A 21027-nucleotide genomic window follows, 5' to 3' on the forward strand; every position below is an offset into this window, starting at 1 on the left:
TTGAGCTCGAGGAGGCGAAATTCAGGGGCGGGGGATCAAAGCGGAGTGGTTTGAATAAGGCCTCGGAAGCGGTTGAAAAAGTCTCCTAGCGTGATCAGTACACGTGCTTTTTTCTCCACGTATCCGTCGCCAAGGGGGTTGAATCGAGACACGGGTGGGAAAATAGTCGTGATTGCGGTGCCAGTTCCGTTGAGCGTTCCATTGCGGAATGCTTCCTCCATGAATTCATGGGTTGGCGCCGGCTTCAGTTTTTCTTGGGCGATGATGGCGTTGAGCTCGGTATCCATAGCGGAACGGATAAAACGTTGCCATTCTTCCTCGACATCGCTGTCTGCGTTGATGGTGGCAACGAACTGCTCGATGAGGTCGCGTTTGTTGCGGAGCGACGGGCTTGAATCAACGGCTCGTGCGATTTCTGTGCGAATTTCCTTGTCGTCGCCATTGCCATGGGATTCTTGATATTTTCGCACTAGCAACAAGATATAGTCCACATTGATTTCGACCTGTTTAATCAGTTCAATTTCGAAGACTAGATCGTTGTTAATTTTTTCTTTGTCACTGTTTCGGGTTTGTTTGAAATCGGCGTAAAGGTCTAGGTAGATACTGCGATAGTCCTGTTCTTGGCGTTGCGTGAGTAACGCATCATCAGAAAACTGGTCGAAGGACGTAAGAATGTTTTGTATTCGAAGAATCTTTCCGAATAGTTTAATGAAACGCTTTTGGGCGGTTTCGCCAATAATTGGTTGGTCTAGTGGGTAGTGATCTAGCAGCTCGGTAACATCATGGGAGTACGTGCTTAAGTATTCAGCATAGGGTTTGAGCAGGACTACTCCGCGGGCATCTTTGTTTCCAAATAGTGCAATGGCGTCGTTGGTGGCTTCCTCCAAATTGCGGAAGCACACAATGTTGCCGTAGGTCTTTACCGAGTTCAGGATGCGATTGGTGCGGGAATACGCTTGGATCAATCCATGTGATTTGAGGTTTTTATCAACAAAGAGAGTGTTGAGCGTGGTGGCATCAAAGCCTGTGAGGAACATATTGACAACGATGACTATATCGACTTCTCGGTTCTTCATTCTTAATGAGAGGTCTTTGTAGTAGTTCTGGAATTTATCCGAGGACGTATCGTAGCTAGTGCCAAAGTAGGCGTTGTAGTCGGCGATGGCTTCTTCAAGATGGCTACGAGCATCCATGGGAAGTGCGTTTGTTTCAAAGCCTTCTTCGCCTAGGATTCCATCGTCATTCGTCTGCTCATTCGGGGCGAATGAGTAAATCATGGCAATCTTAAGTCGCTGAGCTGGTGTGAGTTTTTCTTGGACTTTTTTAAACAGCCCATAGTATTTCCAAGCCGCTTCGATGGAAGAGGCCGCAAAAATGGCATTAAAGCCACGAGTTCGAGCGTGAGCTGTGTTCTCTTTTATGCTGCCACGATGACGAGCAGCAGCGATCTCGGGGATGTTGAGAATTATGGAGTGCTGGTAGCTATTATCTCGGCGTGTTTTTTGGTTAAAGTGCTCTAAAGTGTAGCACGCAATGGATTCCATTCGGTTGTCATCCATGAGTGCTTCTTCGGTGTCGATACCGGTAACTTGTTTATCATTCACATCGCCGATACCAAGGGTATTGACGTAGTCGATTCGAAATGGCAGCACGTTTTTATCTGTGATGGCATCCACGATGGTGTAGGTGTGAAGTTTTTCGCCGAATACTTGCTCGGTTGTAGCCGTGAGTTGTTTGCTGTTGCTGCTGGAATTCCCTGCGAAGATAGGTGTGCCAGTAAAACCGAAGAGGTTGTACTTTTTAAAGGCTTTGGTAATGGCGGTGTGCATTTCTCCGAATTGCGAGCGGTGGCACTCATCGAAAATGATCACGATGCGTTCGTTGTACACCTTGTGCTGTTTGTTTCCAGCAATAAAGTTGGACAGCTTTTGAATCGTGGTGATGATGATGGTGGATTTGGAGTCGCTGAGCTGGCGTTTGAGCACATTGGTGGAAGTGTTGGAGTTCGCTGCGCCTTTTTGAAAGCGGTCGTATTCGCGCATGGTTTGGTAATCCAAGTCCTTGCGGTCAACAACGAAGAGCACTTTGGCGACCTCGTCCATGCCGGCGGCAAGTTGCGCGGTTTTGAAAGACGTGAGCGTTTTTCCTGATCCGGTGGTGTGCCAGATGTATCCTCCGGCTTCCGTAGTTCCTAATCGTTTAGGGTAGTTGGTGGAAATTTCGATGCGTTGCAGGATTTTTTCGGCTGCAACTATCTGATAGGGGCGCATGACCATCAGGGTGCTGTCAACGGTGAATACGCAGTATTTGGTAAGAATGTTGAGCAGTGAGCGTTTAGACAAGAATGTCTTAGCAAAGGCGATGAGGTCGCGGATAGGTTGGTTGTTTGCGTCTGCCCACCATGAGGTGAATTCGAAGCTTTTAGCACCGCGTGCTGGACGGGCCTCACCATTAGTTTCTTTGATGTGCAGTTGGCGAGTGGTGTTGGAATAGTACTTGGTGAGTGTGCCGTTACTGATGATGAAAAGCTGAACGTAGTGGAAGAGTCCGCTACCAGACCAGAACGATTCACGTTGGTAGCGGTTGATCTGGTTGAAGGCTTCGCGGATGTCCACACCGCGGCGTTTGAGCTCGATGTGCACCATGGGTAGGCCGTTGACCAAGATAGTGACGTCGTAGCGGTTAGCTTGTTTAGCGCCGCCTTCGCCTTTTGCTACCTCGTATTGATTGATTACTTGTAGGTGGTTGTTATGAACGTTGTTTTTATCCAGTAGACGGATATTTTTGCTTGTGCCGTCGTCGCGGGTAAGAACCTGAATGTGGTCTTCATGAATACGACGAGTTTTGTCCGCTAGGGTGTCGTTTTTGCTGGTGATACACGTTTGATAGAAGCGCCGCCATTCGGCATCACTGAAGGTGATGTTGTTGAGGGCTTCTAACTGGGTGCGGAGGTTAGCAACAAGATCCTGCTCATTGTGGATGGTCAGATACTCGTAGGCTTGGCTTTGCAGAAGTCGAATGAGCTCGTTCTCGAGTTGCGCTTCGCTTTGATAGTCCTCAGCAGTAGGACCTTCTGCGACATATTCGGTGACAACAGTGCCGTGGTCGCTGATAGCAATAGGATCGTATGTGGTCACACGCCGCTTTTCGACGCCCTCTTGGTTCACGCTGACAACTCCTTAAACGTCAGTAATTGATCCCGATAGTATTCGTACTGTTTCCGACGTGCCTCGATCTCTGCAGGTAGACCGGATGTGAGATCATTAACGAGCGCATCGAACTTATCCAGGATGTTAACGATGCGCTGCTGCTCCTCGAGGGGTGGGATGGGGATTGGGACGGAATTCAGCCGATTTACAGATAAACCTGGTTGGGCAGATTTCGTAGCGAATTGATGCAAATCCATTTTCTTAAGCATGTGAAATGCCCAGCGTACATTTACTTCATCAGATGGAGTGGCAACGATTGCGTGTTCTGTCGCATAGAATTCCTCAGAAGCCCAATTTACATTTCCGCAAAGGGCTCCTTGTCTACCAATTAGCACGGTTTTTCCTGGATTCGAGGACTCTTTAACAAATCCGCGAATTCCATTTCCTCCGAATGCAGGAAAATGGTAAACGGAGGTGCGGGATGGCGAAATTTCACTTCTTCGAATTGCTTTGCCTGCCCGTAGCATGAAGACTTTCCCTAACGGTGACCACCGAACTCTCTCTCTCTCTCTCGGCGAACGTCAGTAGCTGATCACGATAAAACTCGTATTGCTTCTTGCGGGCTTCCAGCTCCGCTTCCAGCTCCGCTTCCAGCGCTTGAAATTTGTCTAGGATATTGACGATTTCTTGTTGTATGGGTAGAGGTGGGATAGGAATCCTCAGTTTTTTTAGCTTGCTTTGAGTTTGACTTGGCACTCCACCGGCTTGATTCATTTCGCCCAAGCCAAGAGTTTGAAGTTCGTAAAACACAAATTTAGGCAGCGCTATATCTTCATTAATCTCTGTTCTGAAAATAGTGTCTACTACCCAAAAAGGTTCTTCAACGTAGAATAGATTGCCTAGGGAGCCCTTTCGTGGAATGAGAACTGACGGGCCCGAAGCAGCTGCCTGATTTGCATGGCGCATGATTCCTCCGCTGCCGTAGACAGGAATTTTCCCATCTTCCAGGTGCTTATGGTCTTTGCCATTTCTAATTGTGAGAAAGTCTTCGAGCGGCAGATAATTTACCCCGTTCGGGCAGAGTTCCGCGATGAGTTTTTCGATTTTGTTCATTTGGGGTCCTTCGGTGCTTGCTGAATCTGCTTTTGTACTGCGGTGATTTCTTTTAAGTAATCCCGTTCTACGGGACTTAGTTTTTGGTCTTGGAGTGCGCGGAACTTCTGGTATTCCTCGTCGACTTTGTTTACCGCTTGTTGGTGAGACACAGAACCTGCGCCGGTGAGAGGCTGTCCTCCCATGGCGGTAATCATTGTGGTGAGATGATCCATCCAATCAGACATGTAGGTAGGTTGATGCATTTGAGCGCGGAATTCAGCTGCATCAAAGTACGCAGAAACTAAGGTATTGAGGCGTTTGAGTTCGTCCTCAGCGAGGTAGTTTTTAGCAATCTCTGCCTCAGCTTTGGTGATTCGTTCGCCTTTCCAATTGGTTAGCCCCATGTTTGGTTTTGTGGCATCTACTCGCTCATAAACAACTTCAGCAGCAGTGTGCCCATGCGCGCCAAAGTGCAGTTTGTTCTGCACGGTGGCAAAAAATGTCTTGCTTATAGGGGATCTGGGGTCATAATCCTCACTGGTGGCATATAGATCCAATACTTGCCGGTGGATCACTTTCTCACTGGAGCGAATATCACGGATACGCTCCAGCAACTCTCGCCAGTAAGTGCCGCCGCCCGCTTCTTTGAGACGCACATCGTCCATGGCGAAACCTTTGATCAGATACTCGCGCAGTACTCCCAATGCCCACTGTCGAAACTGCGTGCCGCGAAGAGATTTCACTCGGTAGCCCACCGAAATAATCACATCGAGGTTATAGTGTTCGCGTTCGCGTGAAACCTCGCGTGAGCCTTCACGTTGAACTGTCCGGAATTTCCGGACAGTTGCCTCAGAGCGTTCTAATTCGCCCTCTTTAAACACATTGAGTATATGGTCAGAAATGTTCTGCTTCGAAGACTGAAACAACTCCACCATCTGCGCTTGGGTCAGCCAGACGGTTTCGTCGATAAGCCGAACTTGGATACGCGTAGAACCGTCGTCAGTTCTAAACATCACCAACTCGCCCGCAGGTGTGCCCCCCATATCAGGCATCGATACGTTCCCCCTCTAAATCCGCAACAATCTCCTCAATTGCCGAGCGCAACTGACTCTGACGCTCCACAATGCCCGCAATCTGCTTATTCAACTCGACAATATCCACAACCTCACGAGTGTCCTCCGGCTCAACATAAGAAGACACCGCAATGTTGTAATCATTCTCCGCAATCTCTTCGGCAGATACTAGCCGCGCGAAATACTCCACATCCTCACGGGCAGTGAACGCATCCAGAACCTTCTTCTGATGCTGCTCAGCCAGTCGATTCTTATTGCCACTGCGCTCAAACTCAGCAGAAGCATCAATGAAAAGAACCGAATTATCCTTCTTCGACTTCTTCAACACAATGATGCAAGTAGCAATAGTGGTGCCAAAGAAAAGATCCGGAGGCAACTGGATCACAGTATCCACAAAGTTGTTATCCACCAAATACTTACGAATTTTCTTCTCCGCGCCACCACGGTAAAGCACACCAGGAAACTCAACAATCGCCGCAGTGCCATTGGTGTCAAGCCAAGAAAGAATATGCATAGTAAACGCCAAATCAGCCTTGGACTTAGGCGCTAAAACACCAGCTGGGGCATAACGGGGATCATTAATAAGCAGCGGATTTGAGTCGCCTTCCCACTTAATGGAATACGGCGGGTTAGATACAATCGCCTCAAATGGCTCATCATTCCAATGAGCAGGCTCCGTTAACGTATTACCCAAAGCAATATCGAACTTTTCAAAATTCACATTGTGCAAAAACATGTTAATGCGAGCCAAGTTATAAGTGGTCAGGTTGATCTCTTGGCCAAAATATCCTTGACGCACGCCGTTTTCACCCAACACCTTCCGAAACTTTAACAATAAAGAACCAGAACCAACTGCAGGATCGTATACCTTATTCACACTGGTCTTGCCCACAACCGTGATCCGAGTGAGAAGCTCAGATACCTCTTGCGGGGTGTAATACTCGCCGCCAGATTTACCAGCCTGTGAGGCATACATACCCATCAAATACTCGTAGGCATCACCGAATAAATCAATGGAATTATCCTCAAACCGGCCAAGAGGCATAGCGCCGATCGCATCGAGGAGCTTAGCTAATTTCTTGTTGCGCTCCAGCACTGTGTTGCCGAGTTTCGTGCTATTAACATTGAGATCGTCGAAAAGCCCCTTGAGGTCACTTTCACTCTCAGAGCCAACAGCTGAGCCTTCAATGTGATGAAACACGGCCTCGAGAGTCTCATTAAGATCATCGAAATTCTCTTGGGCGCGGGCGCAAACATTCTGAAACAACTGAGAAGGAAGGATGAAATATCCTTTTTCCTGCACAATTACTTCCCTGATGGACTCAGCAGTAGCATCGTCTATCTGGGCATAATCAAAATCAGTATTCCCAGAATCCTGCTCAGGTGCGTTAATATATTCTGTCAAATTCTCCGAAATAAAACGATAAAACATAATGCCTAATACATATGTTTTAAAGTCCCACCCGTCCACGCTGCCTCGCAGGTCGTTAGCAATCTGCCAAATAGTTTTATGCAGCTGAGCCCGTTCTTGTTCCCGCATGAGTATCCTCGCACCGTCGTTTTATAGAGATCTTCTTAGAGTAGCAACTGCGGTTTACATTCAAATGTTTTCAGTAGAAGCAGGGTGGGATTTTTGGGCTACGATCCCACGACCTCGAACTCAAGAACACAAAAACCCAAGGACGAGCGGTGCGGCGGGTTTTGGCGACCTTGGATTTTCGAAGTCTTGAATTCGAAGAAGCGACAGAGGAGGTGCCAGATGGCTCGCCGGATACTAGTGTGGACCACCTACTCAATACGCATTCAACTAAGGAGGACTGCTATGAAGACAATCGGTTTCATCGGATCTGGTTTGATCGGTGCTACAGTTGCCCGTCTAGCAATAGACGCGGGATACAGCGTAGTGATGAGTAATTCGCGTGAACCCCGCACGCTGTTGCCGCTGACTCAAGCACTGGGGCCGAATGCGCGGGCCGCCACCGTAGAAGAAGCGGCCCAAGCTGGGGATATTGTGGTGGTGACCATTCCACTGAACTCGCTCCATGAGATTCCTACCGAGCCGCTGCGTGGCAAGGTTGTCATTGAGACAAGCAACTACTACGAGCAACGCGATGGATTCATTGAGCAGCTCGACAGTAGGGAAATCACAACCTCGCAGATTCTGCAGGATCGGGTGCCAGAGGCGAAGGTAGTGAAGGCATTTAACAACATTAATTTCCGCCACTTGGGCGAGCTTGCGGGCCCGGAGCATGCCGACGTTCGCACCTCGCTGGTGATCGCCGGCGACGACGACAGTGCCAAGGCGGAAGTTAGGGAATTCCTCAACGCTATCGGCTACGGAACAATCGACGCCGGTCCGCTAGCGCAGGGCTGGCGCTTTGATAATGGCCAACCCGCCTACGGCAGGCCATACATTCCCCAAGGTGTAAAGCCCACCTCTATCTTTGATATGGGCCCAGGACATCTTGCTACTGAACAAGAAATCAAAGACGCGCTAGACGCGGCTTCGCGGTAGGGAGTGAAACACAAAAAAGGAGATCCGCCTCAAATCAACGAGGCGGATCTCCCTTGTGTTAGCTGCGATGTTTAGGCAGATTCAGTGGACTTCGTGCGCAGCCACTTGTACAAAACAGTGACCATGACCGCGAAGACAACGAGGCCGATCCACTGGGTGGCAGCACCGAAATCGAACAGTGCTAGTGGTTCGTCCTTGCCGGATCCGCCAACAATAGCGGCGTTAAGGACACCGAAGAGGGACTCACCAACAATGGCACCGGTAGCAAGCAGGATACCCATGCGCTTGGAGGCCTCTGGGTTAGCCTGACGTGCTGCCCATTTGTCGTAGGATAGGCCGATGAATGCGCCGATTGGGATGATCAGCGTCAGTGCGATTGGCAGGTAGATGCCCATGCCCACGGACAGTGGTGGCAGTGACCAGCCCTTGGTGCGGCGCAGGACCTCATCCAAGATGATCACGCAGACACCGATGATGGCGCCCAAGCCGATACGGCTCCAGTCGAGGGAGTTACCAAAGATGCCGTTGGCAACAGAGGACAGCAGTGCGGCCTGTGGGGCAGCTAGTGCGTTTTCGCCAGCGCCTGGGGCGCCGACAAAGCCGAAGCCGGTCAGCATGAGCTGCAGCACAGGAGGGATGATGATGGAACCGAACAGCACACCGATGATCAAAGCAACCTGCTGTTTCCAAGGGGTTGCGGAAACCAACTGACCAGTCTTGAGGTCCTGGAGGTTGTCGTTAGAAATGGTGGCAATGCCGAAGACCACAGCGGAGGTGAACAAGGTGTAGGCCACTAGTGCTGGGGCGTTGGTCTGGGACTCGTTGCCGGTGACGAACTTGATCAGCAGTGCGGAAGCCAGCACCACGATGATGCCCACGCCCGAAATTGGCGAGTTGGATGCACCAATCAAACCGGCCATGTAGCCGCACACTGCGGCGATGATCAGGCCGATGGCGAGGACGAACACGATGCTCAAGATGATCAGTGTGCTGGTGTGGTGAGAGATCTCTGTGGCGTGAACGAACAGGTAGAGTAGTGCGCCGATAGGCAGCATGGAAGCCAAGATCGTGCCCAACACGACGGTGAAGGGGATGTCGCGTTCGGTGATGTCAACGTCGTTACCTGCGGCACGAGCACGCGAGGATGCGAGAGAATCCTTGATGCCTTTTGCAATCGGGGCAATGATCTTGATCAAGGTCCAGATAGCGGCAACTGCCATGGTGCCAGCGCCTACGAAACGAACCTCTTGGACGAAGGTAGTGCTTACAACTTCAGCGAGTTCGCCGCCGGCTGCGATGCCACCTGCAGAGAAGTAAGGAAGCAGCACGCCGTAGGAAATAATCAGGCCAACGATCATGGAGATTGCAACGGTAGGGCCAACGAGGTGGCCCACACCGATCAGTGCCAGTGACAGGCTGGAACCGAAGATTGTGCCACCAGCACCCAGCTTGAAGGTGCCGATGATTTCCGCGGTGACAGCCTTCATGGCAGCTAGGAGGGAGTAGCCGGCAGAGGTAAGAGCACCCACAATGATCACGGCGAGGCCGCGCTTGTTTTCTTCGTGGTCGGTGACCTGGGAGGCGTCGTCGCCCACCTTGAGCACCTCAGCTGCGGCAACACCTTCTGGGTAAGGCAGGTCGGAGCCGGTGACAAGAGCGCGACGCAGCGGGATGGAATACATCACGCCGAGGATGCCACCGAGGGCACAGACGAATGCGGTGGTCCAGTATGGGAAGCCGGTCCACCAGCCGACCATGATGAGACCCGGCAGGACGAAGATAATCGCGGACAGCGTTCCTGCGGCAGAAGCGATGGTCTGCACGATGTTGTTTTCTTGGATCGTGTGACCGGCGAATTTACGCAGGATTGCCATGGAGATCACAGCAGCAGGGATAGACGTGGCAAAGGTGATGCCTACTTTGAGGCCCAGATACACGTTTGCTGCGGTGAAGACCAGTGTGATCAGGCCACCGATGATGATGGCGCGCAAGGTGAGTTCGCGAACAGGCGAGCTCACCTTAGGTTTGTGAATGTCGGGTTGAGACACGACGAGGGTCCTCTCTCAGAATGAGGAAAAGCAATGAACTGTATTAGCGTATGTGTGTAATATGCGAAAAGAAAATTGTGACCTTTTTTAATGCGCATAGCCCTGCAGGATCCACGTCATAGGAATAATACTGAAAAACAGTCCGTGCATTTCGCGTTCCCATAACAGCCCGAGGGAACCGTCGGGAAGCTGCGCCATGCATTGATACACGTAGTGTCGAGGATTGAACACGCGATTGTGCTGCCACGAGGCGCCGTCGTCAGTGGACATGCGGATCATTCCGCGCCCGCGGAATGGCAACAATTGGGAGGCGTTGGCAAACACTATGGCATCGGGGTTGGTCACACGCAGCGCGTTGGGTTGGGAGAAGATCTCTGGAACGTTCGGGTTGAACGTGACCTGCGACCACGAATGACCACCGTCGGTGCTACGCGCATGAGCCACCGCACCGGAGGGGTGCTGGTTGCGAGCCCATAGCAGTACGCTGCCGTCGCTTGCTTCTACCAGTGTGGACTCGTACATCTCGAGTTCGGGGGATTCGCCGCGATGCCAGGTGTCGCCGTGGTCGTCGCTGTAGAGTGCGGCGGCGAAGAACTGGTCGCCTTTGGTGTAATACATCGGGATGAGGAGCCGACCCGCATGGGTACCGCGTTGTAGCTGGATGCCGTTTCCTGGCGAGGTGCCACAAAAACGCATCCATTCTTCTTTGACATCTGGGGTGAGATCGCGTGGGATACTCCATGTCTGGCCGTCGTCGTCGCTGGTGAGCATCCATAAGTGGCAGCTGGGGTGTTGAAAAACGGCGCCTGCGGGTGTGGTGTGGGGGTCGCCGAAAAACGATGCCTCCAGCTGGTCCACCTCACGTGGCATGGTGCAGGTACTGCCGTTGGCATGGTGGCCAATGCGGTTGCCCTCTGCGTCGAATCCGGTGCCGAGGGCGGCGTTGGGTTGGCCGATTCCTGCGGGGAATTGGTCGAGGAAGGCGAAGATGCGGCCCGTGGTGTGGTCTTGGAGTAGCACGGAGTCGGTGACGCAGGCGGTGTCGGGGAGCTGCAGGATGGTGCGTAGCGGTTGCCATGTGTGGCCGCCATCCACGCTGCGGCGGAGTACGAAGTCGATGTCGTTGGGGGCGTCGTTAGCAATGCGAACGCGCTTGTCGGCTCCGGCGATGATGACACCGGAGTCGGTGGCTAGCAGCGAGGGGATGCGGTAGCTTTGTGCCCCATCGAGGAGGCAGTCGAATAGTGCTTGGGTGGCTATCGGCTCGACGGTGGCGAGGCGTTGGACTTGGTGGTGGTTGAGCACATGGGGGTAGATCATGCCCGATTGCACCTCGCCGAAGAGGCGAACGCCGGTGGCGGCGGTACCAATGTGAACGGTGAGCTCGCCTGGTAGGTCGTTGAAGAATGCGGCCCCTGGGCTGTGGATGAGTTGCTGGCCGTCGACGTAGATGTTGGTGGCGCCGCGCCCGCATACGATCACGACGTCGTAAATCTGGCCGTCGTCCCAGCGCCCCGGCGCGGCAACACGCACGTAGTCTTCGCCGTGGCACCGCACGCTGAATATGAGGGTGCCGTCGATGATTTCGAGGGTGAGGTCGCCGGCAGCCGTGTGTGCTTGGAATGCGACACCGCCTTGGCCGGTGCCGCGGGTTTTCATAAGAAGTCGCAGCGAGCCGTGGGTGAGGTGCGATATGCGCTGGGTGTCGTGGGTGCTGAGGTGGCTGCCGGCGAACCAGACGAGGGGTTCAGCGGCCGGTGCAAGGTTGCGTGCTTGGCGCGGGGTGGGGGCGTGGTCGAGGACCTGGTGATCGATGATGGTGAGGGTGTTGTGGGGGTTGAGGGTGAGTTCGCTGGTGTCGAACCATTCGGTTTGGGTGGTGGAAAAGGCCTCGTAGCCGTCGATAAAGAGGTGGGTGCCGGTGGTATCCACGCTGAGACATAGGTGGTGCGGGAGGCCGTCGTCAAGCCCGTCGGGGTCTTCGGCGTCGATGCGGCGGTGGGCGGTGGTGCCTTGGATGCGTCCGTGGACGATGTTGAGGTCGAGGTGGTGGGGGATGTGGGCGAGTGGACCGTCGCAGGTGGTGGCGAAGGTGATGGTGAGTGCGCCGGTTGTGGTGGTCATGGGGTTACTTTCAAAGGGGGTTGGTCACTCTTTGGGGTCAGACGTCTGATGTCTGGAGTACGCTCATAATTGTTACGATGCCACCGCACTTTTGCAAGGGGAAAACCATGAACACCACACCACTGGTCATCGGTGCCTACGCAGCACTACCCGCCACGCGCGCCGACCAAGAAGCCTTCTACGATCGCCTCCACGCCGATCTCGGAGCCACCGGCCTCGAACTTCCATTCCGCGACAGCATTCACGACGACCCCACGTGGCTCGCAGGCCAACTCGCAGGACGATTTACCGACTCCATCATCACCGCGATCCCCGGCACCATGATGCGCGTCTGGGACGGCGGCACCTTCGGCCTCGCCTCCCCAGATGAAGACGGACGCAACGCCGCCACCGCCTTCACCCGTGCCATCATCGACAGCGCTCGCGCGCTTGACGACGCAGCCGGCCACCGCGTAATCGCAGGAATCCACATCCATTCCGCACCAAGCGTGACCGCCAACCGCGACCAGTTTCTCCGCTCCCTTACCGAACTACTTGAGGGCATGGACGATGATGATCCCCACCTGATCATCGAGCACTGCGACCGCTACAACGAGGCCGTGACCGGGGAAAAGCGCTTCCTCAACATCGAGCAAGAAATCGCCATCGCCAAAGAAACCGGCATCGGCATCACCGTGAACTGGGGGCGCTCCGCAATGGAAGCCTACGACCCCCAACTGCCAGCACAGCACATCCAAGCGCTCGTCGCCGAGGGTGTATTCGAAGGCGTGATGTTCTCCGGTGCCGGCGACAAGGAAAACACCTTCGGTGCCGCATGGGCCGACCTGCATCTGCCACACCACATGGACGAACCAGCATCACTCATGGACGATGGCCGCATCACAGAATGCCTCAGTGCTGCAGGCGGTGCACAAAAGTACCACGGTGCCAAGATCCAAGCCCCCGCAGAAGCCGATGTGGCAACACGCGTGACCATGCTGGGCCACATCACGCGGCACCTTCGCTAACTAATCTGCTAACTGATTAGGAGCGATCCGCTAACGTTGGGCGAATAGGCCGCGCGATCTGCGTCATCAGGGAACGACCGCGCAGCTCCACGGACTTCATCATCGTCCACCGAGCCTGCTCCGCCTCGTTGGCGCGCTGCAACGTAGCAGAGTTGGTGAGCACGCGACCAGGGGTGTTCTTCGCGATCTCCGTCAAGCGTGCCGCAGTGTTCACAGCGTCACCGATCACCGTGTACTCGAAGCGATCATGACCACCGATGTGGCCAGCCACCACGTGACCAGAGGCAACACCAATACCAGCCTCAAGACGCAAGCCCATGAGCTCCTGACGCAGCTCGCGGGCGGCGGTGAGGGCGTGGCCGGTGGCGTCGGAAAGCGTGACTGGTGCACCAAAAACAGCCAGTGCAGCATCGCCTTGGAACTTGTTAATAATGCCCTTGTTGCGGTGCACAACCTCCACCACATGCTCGAAGAAGCGATTGAGCTCTTCCACAACCTCTTCTGGGTCATGGTTGACGGCGAACGTGGTCGAACCGATCACGTCAACGAACACAACGGCAACCTCACGATCCTCGCCGCCTAACTGCGGGCGCTCCTCCAAAGCACGACGGGCAACCTCTACACCCACATAGCGGCCGAAAATATCGCGCACACGCTGGCGCTCCTTCAAACCACGCATCATCTCATTGAAGCCGGCCTGAAGTACACCGATCTCGGAGCCGTCGTAAATGTCCACTTGGACACCCGAGTCCCCGCGGCGCACCCGATTGATCGCCCCCTGCAGCTCCAAAATCGGATCCACCACGCTCATGATCGAAAGGGTAGTACCCAAAAAACCAGTGATCAGCGCGGCCATAGCCAACGCGATCACCGCAGGCATAATGTCGCTGACGTTATCGGTAAACATGCCCACGTGGTGGCCCATCACCATCAATAAAATGCCAATGATCGGAACCGCGCTGGTCAACGCCCATGTGAGCCGCAGACGCGACGTAATCGGCGGCTCCAACGTGGAATCCTCAAAACGACGAGCCAGCGCCGTTGCCGCCACCGGCCGCACCAACCGCTGCGCCTCCAAGTAGGTGAGCACCACGATTACAGCACCACTGAGCGTCGAAGCCACCGCAATGGCCAACGCCAAGCGTGGCGAAGTCTGCCCAGCGGCAATCGCCAACACCACAATGCCCAGCGCCCACACCACGCTGCATAACGCCGCTTGGTAGATCGGGATACGCATCACCAAATTGCGAACCATATTTGGATCATGCGTTTCCGGATGGCGCTGCCAGTCCAATACCGGACGGAACAGCAAAAAGGTGACCACGCCACCAAAAATGACCGCTAGGATCAAATAGCCGATGCCTAGCTCAGGCAGATAGCTGGCCTCATCGGTGAACTGGTCGAACTCTGGCAGCGGTACCAAGTACTTCAGGAACAACATGACCCCCACGGCGCCCAACACGTTGGAGCCCAATACCGTGGTTGCGTATAACGGCCACGAAGTCTTAAACAGCCACTTGAAGGCGCGCCATAGTTTGGTCATGCCCACTACTTTAACGGTCGGCTACTACAAGCGATACTCTATTGAAGTAATGAGCACGGAAATAACTGGGTCGGACATCTTTGCGCAGATGGGTGTGAGCGAACACGTCGCCCCCATCTTGCGTACTGCCGCGCGCGCCGCACGCAACCATGACATTGGCAGCGCCATGACACACGCATGGCTATTTACCGGCCCACCCGGGTCAGGGCGTTCTGTTGCAGCTGTCGCATTCGCCGCCGCCCTCGAATGCACAGACCCCACCGTGGTCGGTTGTGGGCGCTGCGAACAATGCCACGCCGTGCTTCACGACGCCCACGGCGACGTCCTCCACATCGTCCCACGCGAACTTTCCATCCCCGTCGAAATGATGCGTGACGACGTCGTCGAACCCGCCGCAAAACGCCCCACCGTTGGACAATGGCGAGTAGTCATCCTCGACAACGCCGACCGCCTCACCCCCGAATCCGCCAACGCCCTGCTCAAAACCGTCGAAGAACCCCCAGCGCACACCGTGATCATCCTCTGCGCGCCCTCCACCGACCCCACCGACATCATCCCCACACTCCGCTCCCGTAGCCGCCACCTCTACGTCCCCCAACCCTCCATCGACGAAGCCGTAGCAGTACTCACCCGCGACGGAGCCATCCCCGAATCCGCCGCACGCCTAGCCGCAGCAACCACCGGTGGACACATCGGGCGTGCACGCTGGCTAGCCACCAACAAAGATGCCCAAATGCGACGCTCTGCTGTGCTCAACATTGCAGAACTCGTCTTCCACGGCGACCAAGCCTTCCGTGCCGGCGGCAGCCTAGTGAAACAAATAACAAAGCAAGCAGAAGCCCAGCTCAAAGAAGAAAACGAAGAAGAAATCGACAAACTCCGCAACGCCCTCGGCATGGGATCCCGCGGCAAAGGAGTACACAAAGCCCTTCGTGGAGCAGACTCCGCCATCCGCGACCTTGAAGCACTACAAAAGAAACGCAAAACCCGCTTCGTCCGTGACCACCTCGACATGGCACTCGTCGACCTCTCCGGAATCTACCGCGACGCCATCATGACCCACACCCATGCCACAGTTGGACTCATCCACCCCGACCTCAGCGGCCTATCCGCCGAACTCGCCCAACGCGTCCCCCTAGCCGGACTCGTTGCCTGCCTCGACGCCATCACCATCTGCCGCGAACAAATCCCGAACAACGTGCGCCCCGAAGCTGCCTTCGACGCTATGCTCGGCCGCATCCGAATTGCCTGCGGAGCCACCTAACCGGCGTAGCACCCCACTCATGCTCTGCGGTTTTCATATTTTGGCAACCCATACGGTATAGTTGTCGCCGGATAACGCACCCATACGTTTTATCCGTGCCGCCTTAGCTCAGTCGGTAGAGCGCTTCACTCGTAATGAAAAGGTCGCGAGTTCGATTCTCGCAGGCGGCTCAATAAAACCCCAGCTAGATAATGCTTTCTAGCTGGGGTTTCCTTTTGCTTCACAACTGCTGCATGTTGCATGTTGTCGCAGGTGATTGCGTCCCGTAGCGAACAGAAAGCGAACAAATAGCGAACAGATTTTGCAAAAAATGACATAAGAACCATGGAGGAACAATCCCAAAACATCTATTTAATTCATGCATGAACGGGTTATCATATTGACAGACAGAGAGGAGTGATCGAGATGCTGCTATATGAAGATACACGAATGCGCGCAGTTGAAATTCTCAGATCACTCCCAATCGGAAACTCAGGAGTCTCCGGACTAGTACAGCTAGCTGCAACCCTTGGACCCTCAGTCGAATTCCGCCCCTCGATCCCACCATTTCCGGAGTCGTTGTCAAAGAAGATGAACAAAACCCAAAAATATACATCAACTCAAATGAGCCAGAAGTTCGACAACGCTTCACACTCGCCCACGAAATAGGCCATCTAGTCGAACGCGAACACCTGGGAAAAGACGTCGAATACTCAAAAATTCTAGATAAAAAGGCGAATTTGCTACCGCAATCCACTTCGGAGTTTCACAACCAGCAGTAAAAAACGCGCAGAACGCCTCAAAAAGAACCCAGATACAACGTGCCAGATGTAAAACCCCAGGATTCAGCGGAAGAAAGCAATTTCGACAAGCCCCCAGCAAAAGCCGCTGAAGAAAATAAAGATATCGACCCCGCCACAAAAGGGCAATTGAAAAACCCGAACACCCCAGTGCCACTCCAAGCCGAAAAGACATAGATAGCAAATTCCAATCACCCGCGTTTTATACGTCACTGACCCGGTGGCACCCAAGAATCGCGTACTTCCAATTCCTAAGCGGCAATAACTTTCCTGCAGAATGGAGCCCAGACAAACGCTTCAAAACTGCATTGAACAACACCTATCTCTATATAAGGTTTGCTATTGGAACGATCTAATCATGATGTGTTCCATCCTCACCCTAATGGGAATAATCGCCACCATCATCGCATGCAAAACAATCATCTAAAAACTAAATAACCTGTAACTCACACTCAACACGCCTACGCTCACGCAATCTAGTCCGGTTTCCCACAAGTGTGCGTAGGTGTCAAGGGTCGTGGCAGCACTTGCGTGTCCAAGCATAAGTTGAACGGTTTTCACGTCAGCACCGGCTGCAATCGCCAATGATGCTGCTGTGTGTCGTAGCTCGTAGGTTGTCAGGCCTGATATGTGTGCATGAGTGCAGATGGTTGCCCACTGCCTGCGCCATTTTGTGGATGTCCACACATGGCCGGTTTCATCGGGGTTTCCGAGATCGTCGACGTCACGACGGATGGACAGCCTACCGCGCATGGGGTCGAGGTCTTTGACTTTCAATCCTTTTGCTTCCCTTGGGCGAAGACCGGTGAATAACAAAACGTTGCGCATGAGTGCTACTTCGTTCATGGGTATTGCAGCTGCTAAAAGGCGGTCGATTCCTCGGATGGTGAGGTAGCGGCGTTCTGCTTTTCCTTGGCGGGGGATATCGGTGCAACGGATTTTGTTTTTGTTAATGATGTCGAGTTCTTCGGCTTGGTCGAGGAGTGCTTTGATGACGATTCCGATTTTGCGTTGCGAGCCGGAGCCGATCACACGGGGTTGGTTATGCTTGCTGCTTTTGGTGGTGGTGACGGTAGGGATCCAGGCTGCTATTTTTGCTCATTCAATTTTCCAACATGCGGTGTTTCCGAAGACGGGTTGGATGTGTTTCCACGCAGCAATGTAACCAGCTTTGGTGCTTTCTGTGCGTCCTTGTTTTGACGCGATCCATACATCCCACATGTCTTGGAGTGTGACATCGAGTTTGTCTTTAGTAATCTAGGTGCCATCGGCTTGGCCAACGGATGCGCGTGCGATGTGAAGTTCAGCTTCGTCTTTGGCGTGGCATGAGGTGGTGACGTGTTTGCCGTTTTTTTACCCAGACAGCTTGCCAGCGTTTGCCTTTTCCCCATCGAGCAGAGCGTATTCTTTTGGTTCTCGATGTTGCGTTGGGGTTGGGTTTTGTCCAGAGGTCGCGCACGAATGCCATGGGGTGGACTTCTTCCTTGTCGGGGATAAACTGTTTAGAATTTCCGAATAGTTCAATCCCTGCTCAGCTCCCTTTCACATCTTCTGCCAAGTTGAGTGTGAAAGGGAGTTTCTTAGTTATCGGAAATTCCGACCAACCCCGCTAGGTTGAGATGAGGATATACATTGTGGTGTTGTTGTGTTGGCTAGTCAATCGAGTGGTCACCTCGATTGAGTGCTTTGACTTCTGCTTCAACTGCTTTCATATCCATCGTGTTTACCTCTGCATCGAAGCGTAGCTGGTAAGCATCCCACTCTGCCTGCGCCTTTGCGATTGCCTGCTTATGGCTTCGCTTCCCAAAACCATGGAGGACATGGCGCTCATTAAAGACAAGCCATGCGTCTGTCTTCTTCATCCAGTCATCTAACAGGAGAGTCTTTTTCCTCTCTGCTTGATCTTCGGCGTAGTTGAGGAAGTTCTTGGCTATACTCATATCGCCCTTGTGCGGCTGTTCACCAGTCCAGTTGGTTAAGCCCGCGTTCGGCTTTGTGTGGTCTGCACGCAGACAGATAAGTTCCGCAGCGGTATTTCCATGGGTTGCGAAGTGAAGCCGGTTTTGGATTCCTGCGAAGAAATTTTTGACCTCTTTATAGGATTTGATTTCTTCATAGTCGGCACTGGTAGCAGCAATGACGTCGCAGATTTTGCGGAAGAATTGACGCTCGGAAATCCGTGATCTCACGGATCCGCTCAAACAACTTGTCAAAGTGCGTATCTACTCCATCATTCTTCGGACGCTGATCATCTAGCGCGAAACCTTTGGTGAGGTATTCGCTAAGGACTTCTGTAGCCCATTTGCGGAATTGCGTCCCGCGCACGCCTCGGACTTGGTACCCAACCGCGAGGATCATATTTAGGTTGTAGTGATTGATAGAACGATCCTGACCTTGCTGTTGTAAAAGTTTTTTACATTTGGTTTGGTCCAGTTCTCCATAGGAAAATTGGGTGACATGAAAATTACTTTTAAGAAAATTTGTTAAACATTGTTCAAAAAGATGTTATGTTTAAATCGTCGTGATGATCGTGAATTTCATTTAGTGGAAGGGGTGATGTGTCATGCGGAAGTTTATTGCTGGCGCTGCATCATTTTTAGTCTTGGCAGGGGCATCTGGAATGGCTCATGCTGTAACTTCTGAATAAGTGCCTAATGAGGTGGTGACGAATGGGACTGTTGATCAACGGCAGGTGTCGTCGTTGGAATTGTCTCGTGAACCTAATGAACGGCGTGATCAATTACTGAATGAAGGATTTTTAAAAGAAGCTGAACAAGAATTTCCTGGATATACTATAGAAACATATCGTAACACCAGTAATGGAGTTACCGTTGAGTACGATGTGGTTGCTTGGAATAAAATAGCCTCTAGACATGCAATTCTTTCTGATCAAACCTGTTACGATTTAAGCCAATTTATAAACATTGGCTGGAAGCGTGCTCCGCAAGAAAAGTGTGCATAATTCAAAATGAAAAAGATTGATTCACTCTCGATGAGGAATTCCAGGCTGGTGCCGGTAGTCTGCGTTATCCTTGTGTTTTTTCTTCTGTCTACACTATCTTTTGCCACGGGTTTTTTGCATTTGATGCAGTGGTTTTTATTGTTGTAGCGGTAGTGCTGGCGCGTCGTCTTGGAAAAACGAAAAATAAGGAGAGTGAATCAGCGATTGGGATCATTGCAGTTGGTTCTGTAGTGCATGTTCTTGATCTGGCACATATGATTGATTTACCAGCGTTTGGATTAGGACTCATTATTGCTGGGGCGGTTGTATTATTTGTTGCTGATTATCTATAGCAAACTGAGGCTGGGGGTTTGGAGTCCTCCGGTTGTGCGATTAAGCCCCAGTCCACAGTATATGTGGGTTGGGGTTTTGCATTGCTGGATATTTGTGGGTCGGTATTTACTTGTTTTGGTGCGCCGAAAAGCTTGTCTTCTGTGTAGCAGAAGAGACGGTCGACTAAGTGCGCAATTTCGCCGAAGGAGCTGACAAGAAAAGAGGCTCAGGGGTGTTCAATGCTTAAAGCGAACAGACAGCGAACAATATAGGTATATATGCAGGTAGGGGTCATTTTCTTTTCTACTCATAAGAGAACTATCCAGTTTACTGATTGCCGCAATAGCCTTGTTCCAAGATTCTGCTGGTATACGCGCTGTAAGTCGTGGAACCTGAATACGACCAGCTATTTGCTCCACAGGGCTTAGCTGCCAAGGGAACGGAAGCGAATCGAACCAAAAGCCATGATCGATAGACCAGATCTCGTAATCATTATTAGTATCGTAGAGAAACTGAAGATCCTCCTGAACATTGCACAGCGCCCACAGTGCGATGAGCTTAGGAATCTCATTGTGATTGCTGTCATCGAGAACATGATGAATAGCAGCCGGATCAGTCTCAAGAACCGCACCTTCGAGATTAAGGGAACCGAACAATGGCGTGCCATCTAGAGAATACCTGCGAGTAGCATCTCCGACACGGTATCCAACAAACGTTTCTGGAACATGGATTACTGCCCATTGACGAACACGCGCACCGATGTGTTTGCCAATCTCACTAGCAACGACCTCATTGATCGTTGATTCTTGCCCATGGTCATTAATAAATCGTTTGCATCAGTAAATATTGCCGTCACTTGCGTGTGCTGGGAAAGGCCTTGTCCCAGTATCTGCAATTTCCCCAGGTACCTGCAAATAAAGAGGCACTTCTTTTCGGGAGTGGTGCTGTTCCATAGAAATATTGTTGCTGTTCATGACTTCTGTCCTTGTCTCTGGTTCAGTAAGCAAACACGATTGAGCCGTAATTCGCCCTCGTGTATAAAGATCCATCCGCATACTCAACATTTGTGGGGGAACACCAAGCTCAGCAGCTATCGCAGGCGCAATTCATTCATTAGCCCGCCGCTCGATCATTGTGATCCCCATTTTGTTGGAGA

General features: G+C 52.5%; 19 protein-coding genes and 1 tRNA gene. 8 read left to right on the plus strand and 12 right to left on the minus strand.

Features of this window, described 5'->3' with window-relative positions; genetic code table 11:
* Positions 1 to 35 precede the first annotated feature (35 nt).
* Genes CIP100161_RS01665 through CIP100161_RS01685 form a run of 5 tightly spaced genes read right to left on the minus strand, consistent with a single transcriptional unit; the run spans position 36 to position 6857 of the window.
* Positions 36 to 3167 (minus strand): type I restriction endonuclease subunit R, encoded by a 3132-nt coding sequence (locus tag CIP100161_RS01665; protein WP_155871415.1) that lies wholly within the window; start codon positions 3165 to 3167, stop codon positions 36 to 38.
* Complete coding sequence (locus CIP100161_RS01670; RefSeq protein WP_155871417.1) at positions 3164 to 3676, minus strand: restriction endonuclease subunit S; 513 nt, start codon at positions 3674 to 3676, stop codon at positions 3164 to 3166. Before CIP100161_RS01670 ends, CIP100161_RS01665 begins: the two co-directional genes overlap by 4 nt.
* Positions 3642 to 4262, minus strand: a complete 621-nt coding sequence (locus CIP100161_RS01675; protein ID WP_155871419.1) for a restriction endonuclease subunit S — start codon at positions 4260 to 4262, stop codon at positions 3642 to 3644. The genes CIP100161_RS01670 and CIP100161_RS01675 overlap by 35 nt, the downstream gene beginning before the upstream one ends.
* Positions 4259 to 5296, minus strand: coding sequence for a virulence RhuM family protein (locus CIP100161_RS01680; RefSeq protein ID WP_197737877.1), 1038 nt, complete (start codon positions 5294 to 5296; stop codon positions 4259 to 4261). Before CIP100161_RS01680 ends, CIP100161_RS01675 begins: the two co-directional genes overlap by 4 nt.
* Positions 5289 to 6857 carry a type I restriction-modification system subunit M gene (locus CIP100161_RS01685; protein WP_155871421.1) on the minus strand — a complete coding sequence of 523 codons (1569 nt, stop codon included), beginning with the start codon at positions 6855 to 6857 and terminating at the stop codon, positions 5289 to 5291. Before CIP100161_RS01685 ends, CIP100161_RS01680 begins: the two co-directional genes overlap by 8 nt.
* Positions 6858 to 7139: 282 nt before the next feature.
* Between CIP100161_RS01685 and CIP100161_RS01690 the strand changes: the two genes are divergently transcribed.
* On the plus strand, positions 7140 to 7832 hold the full coding sequence (locus tag CIP100161_RS01690) for an NADPH-dependent F420 reductase (RefSeq protein ID WP_232053043.1): 693 nt from the start codon (positions 7140 to 7142) through the stop codon (positions 7830 to 7832).
* Between the two features lie 71 nt (positions 7833 to 7903).
* Here the strand turns inward: CIP100161_RS01690 and CIP100161_RS01695 are convergent, their stop codons facing one another.
* Positions 7904 to 9880 carry an OPT family oligopeptide transporter gene (locus tag CIP100161_RS01695; protein ID WP_155871425.1) on the minus strand — a complete coding sequence of 659 codons (1977 nt, stop codon included), beginning with the start codon at positions 9878 to 9880 and terminating at the stop codon, positions 7904 to 7906.
* An 87-nt stretch (positions 9881 to 9967) separates the two neighbouring features.
* Positions 9968 to 12004: an exo-alpha-sialidase gene (locus tag CIP100161_RS01700; RefSeq protein WP_155871427.1), complete on the minus strand. Its 2037-nt coding sequence runs from the start codon at positions 12002 to 12004 to the stop codon at positions 9968 to 9970.
* Positions 12005 to 12111: 107 nt separating this feature from the next.
* On the opposite strand from CIP100161_RS01700, the gene CIP100161_RS01705 reads away from it, so the two are divergent.
* On the plus strand, positions 12112 to 13011 hold the full coding sequence (locus CIP100161_RS01705) for a DUF4862 family protein (RefSeq protein WP_155871429.1): 900 nt from the start codon (positions 12112 to 12114) through the stop codon (positions 13009 to 13011).
* Positions 13012 to 13027: 16 nt separating this feature from the next.
* On the opposite strand, the gene CIP100161_RS01710 is transcribed toward CIP100161_RS01705, so the two are convergent.
* Positions 13028 to 14554, minus strand: a complete 1527-nt coding sequence (locus CIP100161_RS01710) for an adenylate/guanylate cyclase domain-containing protein (protein ID WP_155871431.1) — start codon at positions 14552 to 14554, stop codon at positions 13028 to 13030.
* On the opposite strand from CIP100161_RS01710, the gene CIP100161_RS01715 reads away from it, so the two are divergent.
* The 4 genes from CIP100161_RS01715 (at position 14553) to CIP100161_RS12005 (ending at position 16774) form a co-directional block, all read left to right on the plus strand.
* Positions 14553 to 15818, plus strand: a complete 1266-nt coding sequence (locus CIP100161_RS01715) for a DNA polymerase III subunit delta' (RefSeq protein WP_155871432.1) — start codon at positions 14553 to 14555, stop codon at positions 15816 to 15818. The two genes, CIP100161_RS01710 and CIP100161_RS01715, sit on opposite strands and share 2 nt — an antisense overlap.
* A gap of 97 nt (positions 15819 to 15915) precedes the next feature.
* Positions 15916 to 15988, plus strand: a tRNA-Thr gene (locus CIP100161_RS01720).
* A gap of 423 nt (positions 15989 to 16411) precedes the next feature.
* Positions 16412 to 16579: an ImmA/IrrE family metallo-endopeptidase gene (locus CIP100161_RS12485; protein WP_390884947.1), complete on the plus strand. Its 168-nt coding sequence runs from the start codon at positions 16412 to 16414 to the stop codon at positions 16577 to 16579.
* A gap of 39 nt (positions 16580 to 16618) precedes the next feature.
* Positions 16619 to 16774, plus strand: a complete 156-nt coding sequence (locus CIP100161_RS12005; protein ID WP_232053045.1) for a hypothetical protein — start codon at positions 16619 to 16621, stop codon at positions 16772 to 16774.
* Between the two features lie 246 nt (positions 16775 to 17020).
* On the opposite strand, the gene CIP100161_RS01735 is transcribed toward CIP100161_RS12005, so the two are convergent.
* From CIP100161_RS01735 to rhuM (CIP100161_RS12330), 3 genes are all read right to left on the minus strand, one after another.
* Positions 17021 to 17629, minus strand: coding sequence for a tyrosine-type recombinase/integrase (locus tag CIP100161_RS01735; RefSeq protein WP_155871434.1), 609 nt, complete (start codon positions 17627 to 17629; stop codon positions 17021 to 17023).
* A 620-nt stretch (positions 17630 to 18249) separates the two neighbouring features.
* Entirely contained in the window at positions 18250 to 18786 is a 537-nt protein-coding gene (rhuM, locus tag CIP100161_RS01745) for a RhuM family protein (protein WP_232034541.1), read from the minus strand.
* Positions 18710 to 18955: a RhuM family protein gene (rhuM, locus tag CIP100161_RS12330; RefSeq protein ID WP_155871436.1), complete on the minus strand. Its 246-nt coding sequence runs from the start codon at positions 18953 to 18955 to the stop codon at positions 18710 to 18712. Before rhuM (CIP100161_RS12330) ends, rhuM (CIP100161_RS01745) begins: the two co-directional genes overlap by 77 nt.
* A 289-nt stretch (positions 18956 to 19244) precedes the next feature.
* On the opposite strand from rhuM (CIP100161_RS12330), the gene CIP100161_RS01755 reads away from it, so the two are divergent.
* Positions 19245 to 19559, plus strand: coding sequence for a hypothetical protein (locus tag CIP100161_RS01755; RefSeq protein ID WP_232053046.1), 315 nt, complete (start codon positions 19245 to 19247; stop codon positions 19557 to 19559).
* 128 nt (positions 19560 to 19687) lie between these two features.
* On the plus strand, positions 19688 to 19891 hold the full coding sequence (locus CIP100161_RS01760) for a hypothetical protein (RefSeq protein WP_014307895.1): 204 nt from the start codon (positions 19688 to 19690) through the stop codon (positions 19889 to 19891).
* 216 nt (positions 19892 to 20107) lie between these two features.
* On the opposite strand, the gene CIP100161_RS01765 is transcribed toward CIP100161_RS01760, so the two are convergent.
* On the minus strand, positions 20108 to 20527 hold the full coding sequence (locus tag CIP100161_RS01765; protein ID WP_155871438.1) for a hypothetical protein: 420 nt from the start codon (positions 20525 to 20527) through the stop codon (positions 20108 to 20110).
* Between the last annotated feature and the right edge of the window lie 500 nt (positions 20528 to 21027).

The organism is Corynebacterium rouxii (assembly GCF_902702935.1).
GTDB classification, from domain to species: Bacteria; Actinomycetota; Actinomycetes; order Mycobacteriales; family Mycobacteriaceae; genus Corynebacterium; species Corynebacterium rouxii.